Source organism: Amycolatopsis melonis (assembly GCF_040064235.1).
GTDB classification, from domain to species: domain Bacteria; phylum Actinomycetota; class Actinomycetes; order Mycobacteriales; family Pseudonocardiaceae; genus Amycolatopsis; species Amycolatopsis melonis.
This window is the reverse complement of the sequence record NZ_JBDZYD010000018.1, coordinates 123,086-143,977: the sequence shown is the minus strand read 5'-3', so window position 1 is coordinate 143,977 and position 20,892 is coordinate 123,086. Positions and strand designations below refer to the sequence as shown.

At 71.2% G+C, this 20,892-nt stretch carries 18 protein-coding genes; 8 read left to right on the top strand and 10 right to left on the bottom strand.

From position 1 onward, the window contains the following. The first annotated feature begins 61 nt into the window (after positions 1-61). From ABJI51_RS39425 to ABJI51_RS39415, 3 genes are read left to right on the top strand one after another with little or no spacing between them, the layout of a single operon-like run. Positions 62-1,423: a glycosyl hydrolase family 79 C-terminal domain-containing protein gene (locus ABJI51_RS39425; protein ID WP_348956264.1), complete on the top strand. Its 1,362-nt coding sequence runs from the start codon at positions 62-64 to the stop codon at positions 1,421-1,423. A 21-nt stretch (positions 1,424-1,444) separates the two neighbouring features. Next, positions 1,445-2,473, top strand: a complete 1,029-nt coding sequence (locus ABJI51_RS39420; RefSeq protein WP_348956263.1) for a LacI family DNA-binding transcriptional regulator — start codon at positions 1,445-1,447, stop codon at positions 2,471-2,473. A 5-nt stretch (positions 2,474-2,478) separates the two neighbouring features. Next, positions 2,479-2,640, top strand: coding sequence for a substrate-binding domain-containing protein (locus ABJI51_RS39415; protein ID WP_348956262.1), 162 nt, complete (start codon positions 2,479-2,481; stop codon positions 2,638-2,640). Between the two features lie 49 nt (positions 2,641-2,689). Here ABJI51_RS39415 and ABJI51_RS39410 read toward each other — a convergent pair whose 3' ends face one another. The 3 genes from ABJI51_RS39410 to ABJI51_RS39400 are packed head-to-tail and all read right to left on the bottom strand — an operon-like array spanning position 2,690 to position 6,236. Then, complete coding sequence (locus tag ABJI51_RS39410; protein ID WP_348956261.1) at positions 2,690-3,739, bottom strand: arabinofuranosidase catalytic domain-containing protein; 1,050 nt, start codon at positions 3,737-3,739, stop codon at positions 2,690-2,692. 35 nt (positions 3,740-3,774) lie between these two features. Next, the gene (locus ABJI51_RS39405; RefSeq protein WP_348956260.1) at positions 3,775-4,800 is read right to left on the bottom strand and encodes an arabinofuranosidase catalytic domain-containing protein; all 1,026 of its coding nucleotides are present in this window, start codon (positions 4,798-4,800) and stop codon (positions 3,775-3,777) included. Positions 4,801-4,811: 11 nt separating this feature from the next. Further along, positions 4,812-6,236, bottom strand: a complete 1,425-nt coding sequence (locus ABJI51_RS39400; protein WP_348956259.1) for a glycoside hydrolase family 30 beta sandwich domain-containing protein — start codon at positions 6,234-6,236, stop codon at positions 4,812-4,814. Positions 6,237-6,476: 240 nt separating this feature from the next. Here ABJI51_RS39400 and ABJI51_RS39395 point away from each other — a divergent pair, with 240 nt between their 5' ends. The 5 genes from ABJI51_RS39395 (at position 6,477) to ABJI51_RS39375 (ending at position 11,210) form a co-directional block, all read left to right on the top strand. Further along, positions 6,477-7,139 carry a GntR family transcriptional regulator gene (locus tag ABJI51_RS39395; RefSeq protein WP_348956258.1) on the top strand — a complete coding sequence of 221 codons (663 nt, stop codon included), beginning with the start codon at positions 6,477-6,479 and terminating at the stop codon, positions 7,137-7,139. A 102-nt stretch (positions 7,140-7,241) separates the two neighbouring features. After that, complete coding sequence (locus ABJI51_RS39390; protein ID WP_348956257.1) at positions 7,242-8,591, top strand: MFS transporter; 1,350 nt, start codon at positions 7,242-7,244, stop codon at positions 8,589-8,591. A 14-nt stretch (positions 8,592-8,605) separates the two neighbouring features. Then, a complete protein-coding gene (locus ABJI51_RS39385; protein ID WP_348956256.1) occupies positions 8,606-9,460 on the top strand; it encodes a transketolase in 855 nt (284 codons plus the stop codon). Continuing rightward, positions 9,457-10,434 (top strand): transketolase family protein, encoded by a 978-nt coding sequence (locus tag ABJI51_RS39380; RefSeq protein ID WP_348956255.1) that lies wholly within the window; start codon positions 9,457-9,459, stop codon positions 10,432-10,434. The genes ABJI51_RS39385 and ABJI51_RS39380 overlap by 4 nt, the downstream gene beginning before the upstream one ends. 14 nt (positions 10,435-10,448) lie before the next feature. Then, positions 10,449-11,210 (top strand): SDR family NAD(P)-dependent oxidoreductase, encoded by a 762-nt coding sequence (locus tag ABJI51_RS39375; RefSeq protein WP_348956254.1) that lies wholly within the window; start codon positions 10,449-10,451, stop codon positions 11,208-11,210. 186 nt (positions 11,211-11,396) lie between these two features. Here ABJI51_RS39375 and ABJI51_RS39370 read toward each other — a convergent pair whose 3' ends face one another. From ABJI51_RS39370 to ABJI51_RS39340, 7 genes are all read right to left on the bottom strand, one after another. Further along, positions 11,397-13,976: a carbohydrate-binding protein gene (locus tag ABJI51_RS39370; RefSeq protein ID WP_348956253.1), complete on the bottom strand. Its 2,580-nt coding sequence runs from the start codon at positions 13,974-13,976 to the stop codon at positions 11,397-11,399. A 28-nt stretch (positions 13,977-14,004) separates the two neighbouring features. Further along, positions 14,005-14,844: a carbohydrate ABC transporter permease gene (locus tag ABJI51_RS39365; RefSeq protein ID WP_348956252.1), complete on the bottom strand. Its 840-nt coding sequence runs from the start codon at positions 14,842-14,844 to the stop codon at positions 14,005-14,007. Continuing rightward, a complete protein-coding gene (locus tag ABJI51_RS39360; protein ID WP_348956251.1) occupies positions 14,841-15,791 on the bottom strand; it encodes a carbohydrate ABC transporter permease in 951 nt (316 codons plus the stop codon). The genes ABJI51_RS39365 and ABJI51_RS39360 overlap by 4 nt, the downstream gene beginning before the upstream one ends. A gap of 16 nt (positions 15,792-15,807) precedes the next feature. Continuing rightward, entirely contained in the window at positions 15,808-17,118 is a 1,311-nt protein-coding gene (locus ABJI51_RS39355) for an ABC transporter substrate-binding protein (RefSeq protein ID WP_348956250.1), read from the bottom strand. Positions 17,119-17,144: 26 nt separating this feature from the next. Beyond that, positions 17,145-19,268, bottom strand: a complete 2,124-nt coding sequence (locus ABJI51_RS39350) for a glycoside hydrolase family 36 protein (protein ID WP_348956249.1) — start codon at positions 19,266-19,268, stop codon at positions 17,145-17,147. A gap of 112 nt (positions 19,269-19,380) precedes the next feature. Next, the gene (locus ABJI51_RS39345; protein ID WP_348956248.1) at positions 19,381-20,607 is read right to left on the bottom strand and encodes a LacI family DNA-binding transcriptional regulator; all 1,227 of its coding nucleotides are present in this window, start codon (positions 20,605-20,607) and stop codon (positions 19,381-19,383) included. 61 nt (positions 20,608-20,668) lie between these two features. Continuing rightward, on the bottom strand, positions 20,669-20,800 hold the full coding sequence (locus ABJI51_RS39340; protein ID WP_348956247.1) for a hypothetical protein: 132 nt from the start codon (positions 20,798-20,800) through the stop codon (positions 20,669-20,671). Between the last annotated feature and the right edge of the window lie 92 nt (positions 20,801-20,892).

The window sequence follows — 20,892 nt, the reverse complement described above, 5'->3', positions numbered from 1 at the left end:
ACCACCGGGGCCGGGGATCCCTCGCGGGTCCCCGGCCCCGGCCGACGGAAGGAAGCGGAACATGATCCGGCTGAGGCGTTTCCGGCGGCACACCGCCGCGCTGCTGGCGGCGGTCACGGTCACCACCGGAGCCGCCGCGGTGGCCCATGCCGCCGTGGCGGTCACCGTCACCGTCGGCGAAGCCACCGCCGGCCGCTCAGGCCCGGGCTTCGCGGGGTTCAGCTACGAGAAGGACCGGGTCGGCGCGGGCGTGTTCGACGCACGGAACACCGGTCTGGTCGCGCTGTTCCGGCTGCTCGGCCCGGGCGTCCTGCGGCTGGGCGGCAACCTCGCCGACATGGTCGGCTGGAACCCGGACGGCGCGGGCGGCTCCGCCACCGAGATCGCACCGTCCGATGTGGACAAGCTGGCCGGGTTCCTGAAGGCCGCCGGGTGGAAGGCCCTCTACGGCATCAACCTCAAGCAGAACACCGCCGCCCGGGCCGCTTCGGAAGCCGCGTACGCGGCCAAAGCACTGGGGACGACGCTTGCCGCCTTCGAGATCGGCAACGAGCCGAACTACTACCGCAGCGAGCCGGCGTACGAGACGTCCTACGACAGCTACGTCAAGGCGATCCGCGCGCGCGTGCCGGGCGCGCTGTTCGACGGACCCGGCGCGGCGAGCGACACCTCGTGGCCGATGCCGTTCGCCACCCACGAGCGCGCCGCCGGCCTCGCGGTGCTGTCGATGCACACCTACATCGGGCCGAACACCGCCGCGTCCGTGGCGGGCATGCTCGCCTCGACCGCCCCGGGCGGCGCACTGGCCCGCCAGTGGAGCGCCATGGCCGCCGCGAAGGCGGCGGGCGGGATCGGGCAGTGGCGGATGACCGAGGCGAACTCCTACTTCCACGGCGGCGCTCCCGGCGTCAGCGACGTGCAGGCCGCGGCGCTGTGGGCACTGGACTTCCTGAACGGCGTCGCGTCCCACGACGGGTCCGGCGTGCACTTCCACGGCGGCACGTCGACCCAGTTCCCGCTGTACTACTCGCCGATCGCGTTCGCCGGGTCGGTGCCGACCGGGGTCCAGGCGGTCTACTACGCCGAGCTGCTGTGGAGCCTCGCCGGAACCGGGCCCGTGCACGCGGCGACGGTGTCCGGCGCGTCCGGGGTCTCGGCCTGGGGGATCGGCGACGCCGTCGTGGTGAACAACAAGAGCGGCTCGGCCCTGACCGCCACCGTGCGCCCGGCGGGGACCGTCACCGCGGCGGATGCCTACGTGCTCACGGCGCCCGCGCTCACCTCGAAGGCCGTCACGATCGCGGGTTCGGCGGTGACCGCGAACGGGGACTTCCACCCGCAGCCGCGGGCCCTGCCCGTGTCCGGTGGCACGGTGACGGCCACGGTGCCGTCCGGGAGTGCCGTCCTGATCCGTACCCGCTGACCCGATCCGACGGAGGTGACTGTGACCGTCTTCGAGCTGCCCGGCCCGCGGCCGACACTGGCCGACGTCGCCCGGGTCGCCGGGGTGTCGTCGGCGACGGCGTCCCGGGTCCTCAACGGATTCCCCCAGGTACGCGACCAGACCCGGCGCCGGGTCGAGCAGGCGGTCGGGGCGCTGGGCTACGTCCGCCAGCGCGGCACGCGGACCGTCGCCGGCCACCGGAGCACGCGGTCGATCGCCGTCGCGGTGGGGGAGGACGGCCCCTGGTCGTTCTCCGACCCGTCCTTCGGGCGGCTGGTGCGGGGTGCCGGCGCCGAGCTGGCCCGCGCCGGCATGCAGGTCGTGGTCCTCGTGGTGCGGTCCCCGAAGAGCGCCCAGGTGTCGGCGGCCCGCTACCTCAGCAGCGGGCACGTCGACGGCGTGCTGTTCGTCAGCACGCACGCGCGCTACTCGGTGGCCATGGCCGGGCTCGCGGTGCCGGTCGTCAGCGCCGGGCGGCCGCTGTGCGGGGACGCCACCGGAGTGGCCTGCGTGGACGTGGACAACCGCGGCGGCGCGGCGGCCGCGGTGCAGTACCTGCTCGACTCGGGCAGGCGGCGGATCGCCACCGTGGCGGGCCCGAAGGACACGGCGCCGGGGCAGGACCGCCTCGCCGGCTACCTCGAGGTGGTCGCCGAAGCCGGTCTCTACGATCCGGGACTGCTGGCGTACGGCGATTTCGGCCAGGCGTCCGGCGAGCACGTGACGCTCCGGCTGCTCGACCGCCGCCCCGACGTCGACGCGGTCTTCGTGGCGTCGGACCTCATGGCGACCGGGGTGCTGCGTGCCCTGCGGCGCACCGGCCGCAGCGTGCCCGGCGACGTCGCGGTGGTCGGCTTCGGCAACGCCCCGGTCGCGGCCGTCACCGATCCGCCGCTGACGACGGTGAGCCAGCCGGTCGAGGCGCTCGGTGCCCAGGCCGCGCGGGAGCTGCTCGCGGTGCTGGGTGGTGCCGCGGGACGGCGTCGGGTGGTGCTGGACACCGCCTTGGTGATCCGCGAGTCGGCCTGAGGACGGTGTTCGCGGCCGTCACCGATCCGCCGCTGACGACGGTGAGCCAGCCGGTCGAGGCACTCGGTGCCCAGGCCGCGCGGGAGCTGCTCGCGGTGCTGGGTGGTGCCACGGGACGGCGTCGGGTGGTGCTGGACACCGCCCTGGTGATCCGCGAGTCGGCCTGAGGACGGCGTTCGCGGCCGTCACCCGGCGTGGGTGACGGCCGCGAACCCGTCAGTGGTAGGCGACCGAGGTGATGTTCGCCTGGACCGCGTTCTCGGTGGCGTCGGACGGATAACCCGCGGTCATCACGCCTTCGTAGAACGTCCCCGCGGAACCGTGGCTGTTGTCACCGCCGATGCCGAGGATGATCGCACCCTCCTTGCGCATCGGGTTGTAGCCCGAGACGTTGGGCCGCCTGCCGTTGTAGAAAGTGGACAGACCACCCGACTGCGCGTTGCCGCCCCGGATGGCCCAGTGGTTGGGCTCGCCCTTGACGATCGCCGTCAGGTAGCGGTGGGTGATCGTCGGGTCGTTCGCGTTGTAGCCGCGGTTGACCCCGGAGAACAGGCCGTTCTCCAGGTCGGCCATGATCCACGGGCCCGGTCCGGTGCCGTAGCCCCAGACCTTGATCTTCCCGAAGTAGATGGCCTCCATGGTGCCGTTTCCGTTGTCGTGGCTGTTGCGCTCGGCGTTGCCGTAGTCGAAGCAGCAGCCGCCATTGGCGTGCGTGCCGTCGAAGATCGCGTACATGCCTTCGGGCTGGTCACCGGTCGCCGTGCCGGTCGCGTTGTTGTTGCGGTACCCGGTGCCGGGCGCGACGAAGACGCCGTAGGCCTTGTGGCCGCCCACGGTCGTCGGTGCGGCCTTGGCGTCCGCGAGGTTGTCGTAGCCGCCCGGAGCGGGGCCGGAGAACCCGCCGGGCGGGGCCTGGGTCAGGTTGTTGTGCCGCGCGGTCTGGTCGTAGATGACCGTGATGACGCAGTTCGTGTTGGCACAGAAGGAGTCCTGGGCCGCCGCGTTCGCGTAGCCACCGGCCGCCAGCACGCCGATGTTCTGCGTGCGGCTGTCGGAGGACCGCCGCACCTGGTACAGCGGGCCGTTGTAGGCGGCGAACAACGCCCGGGTGGTGCTGTGCGCCGCGACGCACGGGGTCCCGGCCGCGGCGTAGATGTCGCAGGGCAGGTTCACCGCGGCGTCCGCGGACGGCGCCGTCGCCGCCGCGGTACCGGCGGCGGCCAGCAGCGTGGCCGCGGCCAGCGACCGCATTCTGGATTTCGGCACGATCGATCCCTTTCTGTCTCGGGTGAATCCGGGTCTCAGCGGTAACCGGCGGCGACGATGTTCGCCTGGACGGCGTTGTCGGTCGCGTCCGACGGGTAGCCGGACACCATGGCGCCCTCGTAGAACGTGCCCTGGCTCAGGTTCGTGTTGTGGGCGCAGCAGTCCCCGCCGCTGCCCAGCACGATCGCGCCCTGTTTCTTCATCGGGTTGTACCCGCGGGGGAGGGCGCCGTCCCACAGCGTCGTCAGGCTGCCCGCCTGGGCGTCGCTGCCCTTGAGCGCGAAGCGGGTGGTGCCGTTGTTCTTGAGCATCGCGGTGACGTACTTGTCCGGGAACGCCCGCTGCTTCGGGTTCCACGCGCTGCTGCCGCCGGGGTAGAGCCCGTACTCGAGGTCCGCCTGCACCCACGGTCCCGTGCCGGAGCAGCCGCCGAACCAGCAGCTGGTACCGAAGTAGATGGCGTCCATCGCGCCCGCGCCGTCGGCCCGCCGGTCGGTTTCGCTGTTGCCGTAGTCGAAGCAGCAGCCGTGGTTGACGTGCGTGCCGCTGGTCACCATGTACATGCCCTCGGGCGCACTGCCCTTCGGGACGCCGGAGGCGGAACCGTCGTGCCAGTAGCTGTTCTTCGGGTTGATGGACAAGGAGTAGACCTTGGCGCCGGACGTGGTCAGCGCCTCCCGGTTCGCCACGGCCGGGACGTCCTGCCCACCCGCCCCGCCGGGGCCCTGGTAGGCGAGGTTGTTGCCGTGCCCGGACTGGTCGTAGAGCACCGTGATGACGCACGTGGTGCCCGCGCAGAACGAGTCCTGCGCCGCGGCGTTCGCCGGGCCACCGGGCGCCAGGACACCGATGTTCCTGTTCGCGTTGTCGGAGGAACGCCTTACCTGGTAGAGGGAACCGGTGTAGGAGGAGTACAGCGCACGGGTCGTGCTGTGCGCCGCGACGCACGGCGTGCCGCCCGCCGCGTAGCTGTCGCACGGCAGCGGGGATGCCGCCGACGCCGGTGCGGTGCCGGCGATGCTGCCGCCCGCGATGAGCGCGGCGGCGATGAAGTGTCGCATGAGCTGCCCCCTCAGCGCGTGATGCGGTAGGTGACGAGCGAGCGGGCGGGCACGGTCGCGGAGAAGGCGCCGTTGGCCAGTCCGATCGTCGGCTGCGCGGCGGTGCTGCTGCCGGAGTTGGTCAGGTACGGCGTCACGGTCCCGCTCGTCAGGCCGGTGCCGGTCGTGGCGACGGTGGTCGCGACGCTGCCGGTGCCGCTGTTGAGCAGCACGACGACGACCGAGCCGTCCGGGTTCCGGTAGGCCGACGCGGCCAGGCTGCCGGAGCCGGTCGCCGAGATCCGCGTCGCGCCGGGCCGGATGAACCGGCTGTAGTTCGCCAGCGCGTAGTACCGCTTGGCCGGCGTCAGCGTCGAACCACGCAGGCCGATCAGCGAGCTGTCGTGGCTGGTGGTGCTGATGCCCCAGAAGTACAGGAACGCGTTGACGTTCGCCCCGGCCAGTGCCGTGTGGACCTGCTGGGCCCAGTGGAACCCGTCGGCCGGGCCGCCGCCGTCCCACGAGCCGTCCCAGGTGTTGCCGTTGACCGACCACTCCGACTGCCAGACACTCCGGCCTCCGGTGCTGACCGGGCTGGTCGGCGCGCCGGAGTAGCCGTGGGCGGTGAACAGCCCGGTCGCGGCGTTCGCGGCGGCGTTGCCGGTCACCGCGCTGACGTACGACGGGAGCTGGTTGAAGCCGAGCAGGTCGCAGCAGGCGATCTTCGTCGGCAGGCCGGAGGCCTTCATCGCCGGACCGAGCACGGACAGGAAGTTGACCGCCTGCGCGGGCGTGAACTGCATGCTGCCGAACCCGGAGCCCTGCGACGGCTCGTTGACGAACCCGGTCGCCGACGGCGTCAGGCCGGCCGAGGCCCAGAACTTCGCGTGCTGCACCAGGTAGTTCGCGTAGTGCTGCCGCCAGTCACCGGAGGCGCAGGTGGCACCGGGAACACCGCACAACGGGCCGCGGCCGGAGTCGCTGCCGTCGGTCTTCATGTACCCCGGCGGGGCCCAGGCGTTGTCGTAGAAGTTCGTGACGCCGTAGGTGTTCTTCGCCTGCTTGGCCAGCCACAGCTGCCCCTGGTCGGTGGCGTCGCTGTTCGGGTTCCAGACGTAGGTGGGCGTCGCCGAGGGGCTGCCCGGGCTGCGGGGTTCGATCGAGTCGCTGCCGGACGGGATGCCGTTGCGGAGGATGCTGAAGCCGGCGCCGTTCGTGGTGCTGAACAACAGGTCCAGCGCCTGCTGCCGGGCGGTGGCACCGAGGCCGCGGATGGCGTTGGCCATCCCGAAGGCCTCGGAGATGCCGAAGCCCTCGATCTTCTGGAACGTCGTGGCGCCGTTGACCGTCACCGTGGTCGCGGCGCTCGCGGGGATCTGCGGTCCCGTCGCGAGGACCGATGCGAGGGCCAGGGTCGCGGCGGCGATGACGGGGACGCGGCGAGTGGGTCGGGGCATGCGAACACTCCATCGTGTTAGCGTTAACTTTCCGGGCTGGGCGCTCGTCTGTCGGTACCGCGAGTCCATCGCGTGCGCGGGAATCTTGTCCAGCCGTCGCTCCCGGGAACGCCGCGAGAGCCGGGTTGACCTGTGCTTTCGCCGGTCCCGGGAATACTGCAAGTTTCAGTGTGTCCGTGGTGTGCCGGGAGTCGACGGTCGACTGTCGGCAGTTACCATGGGTTGTCGAGAGGAGACGCCTTGTCCGCCGAGCCGTTGCCGACGATGGACCGCAGCACGCTGCGGGAACGGGTGCTGCAGGCCCTGCGGTCGGCGGTCACCTCCGGTGCCTACCGGCCCGGTGACCACCTCGGCGAAGTCGAGCTCGCCGAGCGGCTCGGGGTCAGCCGCGGAACCGTCCGCGAGGCGCTCCGGCACCTGCAGCAGGAAGGGCTCGTGCGGGCAGGCATGCGGGGCATGCTGCGGGTCAATGCGCTCTCGGAGGTGGAAATCCAGGGGCTGTTCCGGGTGCGGGCGGCCCTCGAAGGTCTCGCCGTCACCGAGATCATCGGCGGCCCGGGCCGCGAAAGCGCGGTGACCGCCCTCCGGCACGCGCTGCGGCTGCTCGAGGACGCCGGTGACGACTTCGCCGCTCGCGTGGAGGCCGACCTCGGCTTCCATCTGAAGCTGTGTGAGCTGTCCGGCAACACGATGCTGGTCGAGTCCTGGCGCCACCTCGAAGGACGGATCCGGATCACCATCATGAACCGGGGGCCCGAGGGGGCGCCGAGCATGATGACGCCGGCCCGGCACGCCCCGATCATCGAAGCCATCGAGCGCGGGGACCTCGGCAAGGCGCTCGAGGTCGTCCACGAACACATGACGGCGGCCGCCGCCCACTTCGGGGGCGCTGCCGAGGCCTGACCGCGGCCCTTGACAGAAGACCGGGCCGGGTTGCATGGTGGGCTATCTGTTGAGTGTTAACAGTCAACTCTCAACCTCTCCTGACGGATCACTGGAGATCTCATGTCCGGACAAAGCAGCCAGGTGACCCGCGCCGCGCTCGAGGGCACTCCGGCCCGGCGGCGGGTCGCACTCGGCTCGTCGGTGGGCGCGACCATCGAGACCTACGACTTCATCGGCTTCGGCACCGCCGCGGCCCTGTACTTCAACGAGGCGTTCTTCCCGTCGAGCAACCCGCTGTCCGGCACGTTGCTGTCGTTCGCGACGCTCGGCGTCGGCTTCGCGGTGCGCCCGCTCGGCGGGATCATCGGCGGGCACCTCGGCGACCGGATCGGCCGCAAGCCCGTGCTGGTCGGCTCGCTGCTGGTGATGGGCATCGCGACGGTGTTGATCGGCCTGCTGCCCACCTACTCGCAGGTCGGCGTGTGGGCCGGCATCCTGCTCGTCGTCGTGCGCGTGGTGCAGGGGCTGGCGTTCGGCGCCGAGTGGGGTGGCGCGATCCTGATGACCTTCGAGCACGCGCCGTGGCGCAAACGCGGCCTCTACACCGGGCTCACCCAGGCCGGGTTCCCGGTCGGGCTGCTGCTGGCCAACACGGCGTTCCTGGTCAGCGTGCCGCTGGGCGACCAGTGGGCGTGGCGGGTGCCGTTCCTGCTGTCCGCCGTGCTGATCGTGGTCGGCATCGTGATCCGGCTGAAGGTCGAGGAGTCGCCGGCGTTCGAGGAGCTCAAGTCCGAGGGCGAGGTCGCGAAGAAACCGCTGCTGGAGGTGCTGCGCACGGACTGGCGCAACGTCCTCAAGGCGTTCTGCCTGCGCATCACCGAAACCGCGGGCTACGCCCTGTCGGTCACGTTCGTGCTGTCCTACCTGGCGACCCAGAAGCTCGCCGACCGCTCCGTGACGCTGTTCGCCCTCATGCTCGCCGCCGGGCTCGGCATCGCCGCGACGACGTTGTGGGGCGCGCTGACCGACCGGATCGGCCGCCGCCCGGTCTACCTGCTGGGCACGGCGATCACCCTGGCGTGGGGCATTCCCCTCTTCCTCGTGCTCAACACGCGCAGCGCCGTCGCGATCGTGCTCGCGTTCGTCGTCAGCTACGCGGTGTGCCAGAACAGCCTCGCCGGCGTGCAGGGCGCCTGGTTCTCCGAACTGTTCCGCGCGCGGACCCGCACCAGCGGCGCGTCGCTGTCCTACCAGTTGTCCGCCGTCGTCTCCGGGTTCACGCCGTTGATCGCCACCGCTCTGTTCACCGCGACCGGCTGGATCGGCCCGGCCCTGCTGTTCAGCGGCTACGGCCTGCTCGGCCTGGTCGCCACCCTGCTGACCCGCGAGACCTGGGGCGCGGCCGAACGTGCGCGGGTCGCCGCCCTCGAACGCGGGCTCACCGCACCCGCACCCACCCCGGTCAGCTGACACAAGGAGAACCCGTGATTTCCGCACCACCCCGCGAGCAGCTCGTCACCCGGCTGCGCGCGGCCGCCACCCGGATTCGCCGCAACGCGCTCACGATGGGCGAAGTGCAGGGCCAGGGCTACATCGGCCAAGCGCTCGGCGTTGCCGACATCCTCGCCGTGTTCTACGCCCGAGGTGACGGCGAACTGCGGCTTCGGCCCGAAGACCCCGGGTGGGACGGCCGTGACCGGTTCCTGCTCTCGGTCGGCCACTATGCCATCGCGCTCTACGCCGCCCTCGCCGAAGCGGGCACCATTCCGCTGCAGGAACTGGAAACCTACGGCTCCGACGACTCCCGGCTGCCGATGTCCGGCATGGCGTCCTACACGCCCGGCATGGAGATCTCCGGAGGCTCGCTCGGCCACGGCCTCGGCGTCGCCTGCGGCATGGGACTGGCCCTGCGGTACCGCGGCAACCCGGCCCGGGTGTTCAACCTGCTCTCCGACGGCGAACTCGACGAAGGCTCGACGTGGGAGGCCGCGCTGGCCTGCGCCCACCACGAACTCGGCAACGTGACCGCGATCGTCGACGTCAACGGCCTGCAGGCCGACGGGCCCACGCCCGGTGTCCTGCGGACCGAGCCGGTGACCGAAAAGTGGCGTGCGTTCGGCTGGCACGCCGTGCGCGTCGACGGCAACGACATCGCCGCGCTGCTCGACGGCCTCGACGAAATCCGTGCGCACACCGGCGGTCCGTCGGTGCTGATCTGCGACACCCGGATCGGGTGCGGGGTCCCGTTCCTGGAGACCCGCGAGAAGGCGCACTTCATGCCCGTGGCCGAGCACGAATGGCAGGCCGCCCGCGACCAGCTCGAAGGAGCCACGCAGTGACCACCCGCTTGAAGACCTCGGCGATGATCGCGTCGTTCGCCGACCCCGGCCAGCGCACCACCCCGGCACCGTTCGGGCACGCGCTCAACCGGCTGGCCGGCGAACGGCCTGAAATCGTCGGGCTGTCGGCCGACCTGGCCAAGTACACCGACATGCACGTCTTCCGCGACGCGCACCCCGGCCGGTTCTTCCAGATGGGCATGGCCGAGCAGGCGATGCTCGGCGCGGCCGCGGGCATGGCCGAAGCCGGGCTGGTTCCCTTCGCGTCCACGTACTCGGTCTTCGCGACCCGGCGGGCGTACGACTTCCTGTGCCTGGACATCGCCGAACCCGGCCTCAACGTCAACGTGGTCGGTGCCCTGCCCGGGCTGACCACCGGCTACGGGCCCAGTCACCAGGCCACCGAGGACCTCGCGATCCTGCGGGCCTGCCCGGGCCTGACGATCGTCGATCCGTGCGACTCGGTCGACATCGAGCAGGCCGTCCCGGCGCTGGCCGCGCACCCGGGCCCGACGTACCTGCGGCTGCTGCGGGGCAAGGTGCCGACCGTGCTCGACGAGTACGGCTACCGGTTCGAACTCGGCAAGGCCGCCGAGCTCCGCGGCGGCCGGGACGTGCTGTTCGTCTCGACCGGCCTGATGACCATGCGCGCGCTGCAGGCCGCGGCCCGGCTCGAAGCCGACCACGTCGACGCGGCCGTGCTGCACGTCCCGACCGTCAAACCCCTGGACACCACCACGATTCTCGCCCAGCTGCGCACGGACCGGCTGGTCGTCACCTGCGAGAACCACACGGTGATCGGCGGGCTGTCGGAAGCCGTCGCGGCCACCGCCGCCTACGGCCGCACGGGTTCGCGCATCATCGCCGCCGCGCTGCCCGACGAGTTCCTTGCCGCCGGCGCCCTGCCCACCCTTCACGACCGCTACGGCCTGTCCACCGACGCGCTCTGCGCGCGCGTCAAAGCCGAACTCTGACCCGGGAGAAACCCTTGAGCGTCACAGACAAGACCGCGATCGTCACCGGCGCCGCCTCGCGGCGCGGCATCGGCCGGGCCACCGCGCACGCGCTCGCGGCCGCCGGCTGGAACATCGCCGTGCTCGACCTCGACGAGACCGGCGCCAAGGCTGCCGCCGAGGAAATCGCCGCCGCCCACGGCGTCCCCGCACTGGGCCTCGCCTGCGACGTCACCGACGAAACCTCGGTGACCGCCGCGCTCGACACCCTCACGGCGAACGCCCGGCCGGTCGGCGCGCTGGTCAACAACGCCGGGATCACTTCGCCCACGCCGTTCCTGGAGGTGGACGGGGCCGAGTGGGACCGCATCTTCGCGGTGAACGTCCGGGGCGCGTACAACATCACCCGCGCGGTCGCGCCCGGCATGGCCGAACGCGGCTTCGGCCGGATCGTGTTCCTGTCGTCGGTGTCGGCCGAACGCGGCGGCGGCGTGTTCGGCGGCGTCGCCTACTCCGCGGCCAAGGCCGCGCAGCTCGGCTTCGCCCGCGCCCTGGCCCGCGAACTCGGCCCGCGCGGGGTGACGGTGAACAGCGTCGCACCCGGCCTGATCGACACCGACATCACCGGCGGCCTGCTCGAAGGCGAGCGGAAGGCGGCCCTGCTGGCGGGGATCCCGGTCGGCCGCAACGGCCGCACGGCCGACGTCGCCGACCTCATCACCTACCTCTGCCGGGAGGAATCCGGCTACATCACCGGCGCGACCTACGACGTCAACGGCGGTTCGCACATCCACTGAGCCCGGCTGGGCGGCGGGTCATCCGCACCCGGCACGGCGCCGAAGGCTTTCGCCTGCTGGGGCATTGCGCCGGTCCACAGTGGACTGCCGTCTTCGCCGCATCGGGGAGGGCCCGCGGTCCGCCCGCCGGTTCGATGGTCACCCGGGAACGCGGTGCCCGGCGGGACGGCCGGGCACCGCGTCCGGTCAGTGCCGTGGTGTCACCGTGTTCGTCACGAGCAGCGGGGCGAGCTGGATCCAGTCGACGTTGGGTCCCCAGGCGGCTGGGTTGCCGAAGGTCAGCGCACCGCCCGTTGTCGTCAGGTCGATCGGTGAGGTTTCCGGCCAGAAGCCGTCCCAGGTGTAGTTGTGGCGGTACGGCGCCTGCGTCACCGTGCCGCCCGCCTCGGTCGCCACCAGGGTGCGGGTGATCGTGTCCGTGTTGTACGGGTGCCCGGTGTTCTTCTCCGCCTGCGCGTAGGCGACGGTCAGGTCGTACTGGCCGGGACCGCTGGTGCGCGGGATGGTCAGCGTGCCGCCGTTGCCCAGGTAGCCGACGTAGGAGCCGCCCGACGCCCACGGCCCGGTCGCCGTCGCCGCTCCGCCCGCGAGCTGTCCGGACTCGGCCTCGACGCGGACCGCGTTCCGGTCGGCGGCGGTGTCGCGCACCTGGGTGAGCGTGCCCGCCACCAGCGGCGTACGGCCTTCGTCGGACAGGGTCACTTCGGTGACTCCCGCCTTGAGGAACACCGTCGCGCTGCCCGACCGGACGCCGGTGCCGGTCGCGGTCAGGTCGCCGCCTGCCACGCGGCGGCCGGACAGCGTCAGCCCCAGCGTGCTGCGGCTGATGCCCGCCCAGGTCGTCGACAGCCGGTAGTAGCCGTCTTCGGCGGCCGACACATACGTCGTGACCTTCTGCCCGGGTGCCAGGACGACCGCGCCGGGGGCGAGCACCTGCAGTGCGCCCGTCCCGTGGTCGACCGAACCGCCGGACCGGCGGCCGTCGGCCAGCGGGTACTCCGCCCGCTCCGGGCCGGTGACCTCGGTGAGGTCGAAGCGGTCCAGCGTGACGTCCGACGAGCCGCCGAGGAAGCCGCCCGGATCGGTGGTGCGCACGGAGACGCGGTGCCTGCCCGCGGTCAGCGTGAGCGGCGTGTCCAGCCGGCCGCGGTAGGTCCAGTTCAGCGTGGCCGGCAGGGTCAGGGTCCGCACGTAGGTGTCGTCGACGTACAACGCCAGCCGGCCGACGGACGCGTTGGTGCCGTAGAAGACGCCCAGCCGGTACGCGCCGTCGCGCGGGGCGTCGGCATCCACGGTGACCCGGGACGCGGGGGTGTTCATGGACCCGACGTCCTTGCCGCCCGACGTCGTGTAGCGCATGGCCATGTCCCACGAGCCGGATCCGTCGTCCTGGACGTAGACCTGCGCGTTCTCCACGGTGCCCGACTCGGCTTCGTAGCTCGCCTGCCACGGCGCTGTCGCGACCGGCGGGGCGCCGAGGCCTGCGGGTGTGACGACCACCTGGTACGCGGCCAGCTTGTCGCCGCCCGGCACGGAGATCGTCGCCTTGCCGTCCTGCACACCGACCCGGGACGCCGCCACGATCGGCGGCTGCTGGGCGTCGCCCTCGTAGCCCGACCACGTCGCCTTGGCGATCCGGACGTCCACCCGGTCGCCGAAGATCTTCCGGTCCAGGCCGGTCAGTGACACGTCGACCGCGTCCGCGGTGCCGCCGAGCAGGACGGTCGCCTTGCGGTCCTGGCGGTTCAGGGTCGCCAGGCCCTGCAACGAGTCCCGCGTGTCCGGCCGCGGCGGTGTCACGCGGACCGTGTCACCCGACAGGTCGGCATACCACTTGGTCAGCCACCAGCCGCCGTTGGCACGGCCGGTGCGCACGGCGTTGTCGCTGAGGTTGCCGGCCAGCGACCAGTACGCCAGCTGACCGTCCACTTTGGTGTCTTCGAGCATGGTGATCCACTGGATCAGCCGCCCGGGCACCGAGGTGTCCTGCCGGTCGGTGTACTCGTTGATGGTGATCGGCCGCGGGGAGATGCCGAGCGAGCGCTCCATGGCGCGGTAGCCGGCGTAGTGCCCGCGGTAGGTGGCGGGGGAGTCCGGGCTCAGCTCGTGCCAGGTGGCGATGTCGGGCAGCACGTCGTTGGCCTTGGCGTAGGCCAGGAATTCGCGCAGGTGGTCGGCGCCGTACCCGGTTTCGCCGATACCGGCGATCCGGGCGTTCGGCAGGACCGACTTGACCACGCGGTAGACCTTCGTCCAGTCGGCGAAGAACTGCTGCTTCTTGTTCGCCCAGTCGGCGTACCAGTTGCCGTCCGGCTCGTTGAAGATGGTCCACACGAACCGGTCGCGGTCCGGCCGCTGCGCCACCTTGGCCAGCTGGGGCCTGAGCCGGGCGATGTAGTCGTCGACGCCGAGGTCCTGGTACGGCCAGCGGCTGTAGACGTCCTGGGCGTAGATGTGCACGTCGGTGCCGCCGGCGGCGAAGAAGCCGTCGGCCACTTTCAGCGCGTCGCCGTTGGGGTGCTGCTCACCGTCGGGCGCCTTCTGCGAGATCGTGCGCGGGCGCATCCCGGCGATCAGGTCCTGCGACGGCACCCCGGGATCGCCGAGGCCGTAGAGGATGCCCGTGGCGCCGCCGTGGAACGCGCCCGTCGGGGCGCCGAGGTCGACGCGCAGCGTCTGGACGGCCGCGGCCTGGGAGGCCGCGGGGGACAGCGTGGTGAAGGCGAGCACGGCGACCGCCGCACCTGCCAGGAATCGTTGTCGCATCAGCACTCCGCTTCGGTGGGGAGGGGGTTCACTTGACGGCGCCGCTGGTGATACCCGAGATGATCTTGCGCTGGGCCACGGCGAACACGACGATCAGCGGCAGGCTCATCAGCACCACGTAGGCGAAGATGAGGTGCCAGTTGTTGAGGTACAGCCCCGCGCTGGCGACGCGGAACAGGTTGAGCGGCAGGGTGTCGAGCCGGCCGCCGACGACGAAGAAGGCGTAGAAGACGTCGTTCCAGACGTAGAGGCAGATGAGGATGGTCGCGGTGGCCAGCGCCGGACGCAGCAGCGGCAGCACGATGCGCCGGAACACCGTGAAGGGACCGGCGCCGTCGATCTGGGCCGCTTCTTCCAGGGACACCGGGATCGTCCGGACGAACCCGGTGACGAAGAAGATCACCGTGGACAGATAGATTCCCATGTAGACACCGATCATCCCGACGGCGCTGCCCGCGAGGCCCAGCTGTCGCAGCAGCAGGACCACGGTCACGACGGCCGGGGGCAGCACGATGCCGCTGATGCCCAGTGCATACAGGACGGCGTTGAGCCGGGTGGCCCGGCGGGCCAGCACCCAGGCCGCCATGGACCCGAACGTCAGCACCCCGGCGACGGTGGGTACGACGATCAGCAGGCTGCCGAAGAAGGCCGCGGGCACCTCGCCCTGTACCCAGACCTCCCGCAGGTTTCCGAGCAGCTGCCAGTGGCTGGGCAGCGACAGGTCGGGGTCGAGCGCTTCGCCCTGGGACTTCCCGGCGGTCACCACGACGAGCCAGAGCGGGATCCCGATGAGCGCGAGGACTCCCACGGTGGTGACAACCGGCTGCAGCTTCGTCCAGACGCGTGCGTCGCTGATGCGGGCCCTCACAGGATCTCCTCGCGCTTGCGCAGGGTGCGGATGACCGGGAAGGCCAGGAACGCCACGAGCAGGAACAGCACCAGGCTCATCGCGGTGGCCTGGGCGAACAGGCCCTGGCCGAAGGTGCGGTAGATGAAGATGTTGAGGATCTCCGTGGTGCGGGCCGGTCCGCCGCCGGTGGTGGCCTGGACGACGTCGAAGCCGTTCATCGACCCGAGCAGCGCGGTGGCGACGTTGAACGTCACCGCCGGGGCCAGCAGCGGCGACTTGACCACCCAGAACGTCCGCCACCGCGAGGCACCGTCGATGCGGGCGGCTTCGAGGATGTCCTCGGGGACGGTCTTGAGCCCGGCCAGGTAGATGAGCATCGACAGGCCCATCCACTTCCACGCGTGGATCAGCGCGACCACGACGATCGACCAGGTCGTGTCGCCGAGCCAGGCGTAGTCGAACGTCCGCCCGAGCACCGCGCCGATCAGCTCGTTGACGCTGCCGTGCGGCTTCAGGAGTGCCTGGAAGATGTAGCCCACCGCGAGCGCCGACATCAGCACGGGGATCAGGAAGAAGATCCGCGCCAGGCGGTTGAGGCGGTTGTCGCGTTCGAGCAGGACGGCCAGCCCGAACCCGAAGAGGTTCTGGAAGACCGCGACCAGCACCGCGTAGACGAGCGTGATCCGCACCGCCCGCAGCAGCGTGCCATCCGAAGCCAGCTCGGTGAAGTTGTCCAGCCCGACCGGCTTGATCGAGCTCTTGAACCCGGACCAGTCGGTGAAGGCGTAGACGAAGTTGAACAGCGTGGGCAGGAAGAAGAAGACCAGCAGGATGGCAAAGGCCGGGACGAGGAACCACATCGGGTGGGTCCGCTTGCCGTGGGTGCCGGTCGGCCGGGTGCCCGGCCGTGGAGCGGGCCGGGTGGCCGGCCGCTCCACGACGAGCGTTCGTTCTGCGGTGGACATCGTGCTCCTCGCCGGGTCAGAAGCCCGGGGCTCCGGCGGCCTTGGCCAGCTGGGCGAACTGGTCCTGGGTGGCCTTGGCCACCTGGTCCGGCGTCATGGTGCCGGCGATCATGTCCGCGAGGTTGATGTAGAGGTCGGGGTTGGCCACGGCCAGCGCCTGCATGGAACCGACCGCGGTGGGCAGGGCCTTGTGCACGTCGAGCAGGGCCTGCGGCACGCCGGGCGGGTTGGCGACCGACGGCTCGAGCGAGACGGTCCTGCGGTCGGCGACGAACCCGGCGTAGCCGGGACCCATCCAGTAGGCCAGCAGCTGCCGGGCCGCGGCCTCGCGCCTGTCGTCGCCGGTGCGGAAGGCGACCAGGGCGTTCGACTGGTCGGGGATGAAGGTCCCGATCTGCCCCGACGGCGCGATCGGGAAGAAGCCGATCTTCTTGTCCAGTGTGGCGGTGTCGGCCTTGGCCTGCAGCTGGCCGAAGAACGAGTTGACCTGCACCGCCATCGCGGCCTTGCCGTCGAGCAGCGCGGCGCTCTGGTCCTCCAGCTTCGCGGTCTTGATGTCGGCGTTGAACAGGCCCTCGTCGATGAGGCTCTGGTACTTCTTGATCGCGTCGAGCACGACCGGGCTGGTGAAGGTCTCCTGCTTGGTGTTGATCCTGTCCCAGAGCCCGTTCTTCGCGGCGTCGGCGAGCTGGACCTGCACCCACCACTGGGTGGCCCACCGGTCGCCGCCCATCTCGAAGAACGGCGTGACGCCCTTGGCCTTGAGCGCGCGGGCCGCGGTGACCATGGCGTCGAACGTCTTCGGCGGTTCGGTGATGCCGTTGGCGGCGAAGACTTCCTTGTTGTAGTAGACGCCTTCGACGGCCGGGCTGGTGATCAGCGCGGCGTAGCGCCTGCCGTCGAGCAGGCCGGTGATGTCCTTTAGCTCGGGTGCGAGCTTGGGCAGCCACGGCGCGTCGTCCAGCGGCTGGAGGTTGGTCCTGGCGTTGATGGCGGTCAGCATCGACGAAGTGGGCTGCCAGAACGCGAGGTCCGGCTTGTCACCGGTGGCCACCTTGGTCTGGATGTTCTGCTCGTACGGGTCGGGGATCGTGACGACCTGGACGGACGCCCCGGTCGCCTGCTCGAAGGCCGCCACGACCTGCTTGGGCACGGTGTTGCTGTTCTGCGCCGCCCAGAGGGTCAGCTTGACCCCGTCGAGCTTCGCGGTGGGGTCGGCCCAGGTGGTGGGGGCGGCGCCGGCGGGCGCGTTCGCGGAGGGGTCGCTGCAGGCGGCGAGGCCGAGCGTGAGCACAGCGGCGGCGACGGCGCTGATCCATTTCTTCATCGTGGCGATCCTTCGGTGGGTGCGGTTCAGCCGGCGAGGATGCGGAAGAGCCGCGCGGATGCGGTGGTGTGCGGAGTGGGGGTCAGGGTCAGGGCACCGGCCTCGGTGTCCCATTCGACGGTCCAGGCGGGGAGGTCCAGCGGGTAGCGAGCCTCGATGTGGACGTGCTGGGATCGCAGGTGCGGCAAGGACAACGTCACCGGTCCGGTGTCGTTGCCGCGCCGCCACACGGCGACGTGCGTCACGTCGCCGGAGCGCAGGGCCAGGCTGAGCCACGGATCGCTCCACGCGGGCAGGCCCAGTGGCCACAGAGGAACCGAGCTCGCCAGTCCTTTCCGGATTTCGCGGTGGACCTCCACGGCCGCGCGCACGGAGGCCCGTTGCTCGGCGGACATCAGGTCGAGCCGCCCGGACAGGTAGAGACGGCCGAGCAGCCCGGTGCAGACGGTGTAGGCGAAGTCCTCGGCCGGCATGTCCGGCTGCGGGTAGGCCCAGCTGGCCGACTGCTCGGGCAGCACCGACAGCGGCGCGGACACGGCAATCGGCGGGTAGCGCAGGTAATCCTGCTGGTCGCTGGTGGACTGCAGCTGCAGCCGGGAAAGCAGTGCGTAGTCCATGCGCATGGCGCCCGACGCGCAGTTTTCGAGGATCAGGTCCGGGTGCCGGTCCAGGACGCCGTCCAGCCAGGCCAAATGCGCCCGGTTGTGGGCCAGCAGCCCGGCGCCCACACTGCCGGCGGCCAGATCGGTGCCTGCGCCCGGATCGACGTTGTAGTCGAGCTTGAAGTAGCCGACGCCGAGGTCTTCGACGAGCCGGTCGACCACACCGTCCAGGTGCGCGACGGCGCTCGGGTGCCGCAGGTCCAGCACGTATCGGTCGTGTTCGACGAGCCGCACGCCACCGCGCTGGAGGAACGCCTCGTCCGGGAGCTTGCCCGCCATCGGGCTGCGCACGCCGATCACTTCGGGCTCCAGCCACAGGCCGGGCACCATGCCGTGGCGGCGGATCCGGGTGAGGACTTCCTCGATCCCTTGCGGGAACCGGGTTTCCGACGGCTGCCACTCGCCGACGCTGTCCCACCAGCTGCTGCCGTTGTCGTACCAGCCGGCGTCGATGCAGAACACCTCGGCGCCGGCCGCCGCGGCGGCGTCGATCAGCGGGAGCAGCTTTTCCGTGGTGGGGTCGCCCATCAGCGTGTTCATGTAGTCGTTGAAGACGACCGGCAGGGCGGACCGGTCGGGGTGCGGGCGGAGCAGCTCCCGCCGGTGCGCGGTGAGGGCGGCGACCGCACCGTCCAAACCGGACCCGGAAACGGCCACCGAGACGGGGACGGTGGTGAAGGACTCGCCGGGCGCCAGGGTCTGGTGCCACTGGTGGTCGATGTCGGTCGGCCCGAGCAGCGCGACGTACGCGCCGTCCCGGCGTTCGCCCACCTCCCACCGCCAAGCACCGTTGTGCTCCACCTGCCACAGCCAGGCCTGCCCGGTCCGGCGGTCGGCGAGCCCACCGGTCGGCAGGTGGATCCCGGTGGACCAGGTGCCGGTGCTGACGGCGGCGAACCGGCCGCGGCCGTCCTGGCCGTGCAGCCCGAGGTTGAGGCCGGGCAGGACGTCGTCGCGCAGCGGGCGGCGGGTCCACCGGCCTTCTCCGAGCCATTCGCTGTCGCCGTGCACCAGGTCGACGTCTTCGATCCGGGCGCCGGGGAAACCCGCCGCGAAGGACGTCACGCCCAGCAGCAGCACCGGCTCCGGGCCGTGGTTGGTCACCGTGGTCGTGATCCGGCAGGCGGGGACGCCGTCGACCGAGCGGAACGACGTCCGCGCGGTCAGCCCGGTGCGCTCGTCACGCAGGTCGACGTGCAGTTCACGCCACTTCCCGTCGGTGCCCTCGATCGAGCCGGTGCAGACCAGCCGCCGTCCGACGGCGGTCTCGGAGAACCGGTGTGACGCCCGGCCCCGGCCTTCGCCGGCGACCAGCAGCTCCACCAGCGGTTGTCCCGCCCGGTGCAGGCCGGGAACGCCGCCTGCCGTGAGGGCGCGGAGCGCGACCGGGCCGTCCGGGGACACGTCCACGACGAGTTCCAACGCCGAGTGTCCCCAGGTCACGGTCGTGGCAGGCTCCGTCGAGATCACCGTTGCTCCTCTCGTCATTTCTGCTGCTCACGGCTTATGTGACCGGTCACAATCGCAGGCCAGCAGTGTGGCCTGCCGCATGCTCGGCTGGAAAGCCCGCGTTACCTTGTTGTGACCAACAGTCCGATGTTCACCGCGGCCGGGCAGGTGCGGTGGATTCGCGGATCACCAGGGACGGCGGCGCCAGTTCCACCGCCGGCTGCGGCGTCCCAGCCAGGGTGGCGGCGAGCGTCGCCAGGCACGCGCGGCCCAGCGCGACGAAGTCCATGCGGACGGTCGTGAGCGCGGGAGTCCAGTAGGCGGCGCCGGGGACGTCGTCGAACCCGACGATGCTGACATCGCCGGGCACGTCCCGGCCGGCTTCGTGCAGTGCCCGGCGGACGGCCATGGCGGTGTCGTCGTTGCCGCAGAGGATCGCGGTCACGTCCGGATCGGCGGCGAGCGCCTGGCCGGCCAGGTAGGCCGAGTGCACGTCCCACCCCACGGGCACGACCGCCGGTGCCGGCGCGCGCGCCGCTTCGAGCGCGCTCCGCCACCCCGCTTGGCGGGCGCTCGTGCCCGTCTCCGACGGGATCGCGACGTGGTGCACCGTGCGGTGTCCCAGTCCGAGGAGGTGAGTCGTCGCGTCGGCAGCGGCCTGCCGCTCGTCCAGGAAGATCATCGGACGGCCGACGTCGCCGAGACCACCCGCTTCCGTCGCGGCCACCACGGGAAGATCCGGCGGCAGCGCCCGCAGAACCGCCGCCCCGGCGGCATCGAAGGCGACCACCACAATGCCACCCGCGTTGGGGTCGCTCACGTACTCGACGGCATGCCGGACGTCACCGGGATCAGCCGACTCCACCACCCGCACGCCGACGGCGAGCCCCTGCTGCCGGGCGGCCTCCTCGATCCCGCGCAGGGTGGCGGCATAGCCGTACAGCGTCGTGTCGGCGATGACCACCGTGACCGAGCGCGAGCGTCCGAGGCCAAGCGCCCGCGCGGCCCGGTTGGGCCGGTAGCCAAGCCGTTCGATGACGGCCAGCACATGCGTGCGCGTCCCGGCGTTGACGAAGGGCGAGTCGTTCAGCACCCGCGACACGGTCTGACGGGAAACACCCGCGGCAGCCGCGACATCACGGATGCTGGGCGAGGCGGAGGTACGTCGGGTCACGATGCCATCGTGATCGGTGCGGATCGCGAGGTCAAAGCCGGGGTCGCGGGATACGCCCGGTGTCCTCGGGGATGGTGGGCTTCGACGTCGTCGAGGACGCGGAGCTGACTCCTGCTTTGTCCAAAGTAGATCGATTGGTCCGCCGGGCAGGGTCGCGGCATGGGTGACGGTCAGTCGAGCGACGGTTACGACGGGGTTGTGCATGGTCGTCTCGCACGAGGTCCCGCTGGGACCCCGCCACGACCGGCGACGACCCGGCGCGGAGTCAGCCAGGTTCATGGTTGAGATCGTCTTCGGTGGCGGTGTGGTCGATCCAGATGATCGACTGTGAGGTCAGGCCGGCGGCGTTGAGCGCGCCGGCGACGGCGTGCACGATCGCGGCGTACTGGTCGGGCATCACGTCGGGGGGCATGTGTACCCGGAGTTCGCGTGGTTGCACGGGTGCCACGTTCCCTGTCGCTTGGCTGTGACGCCGACACCCGGTGGTGT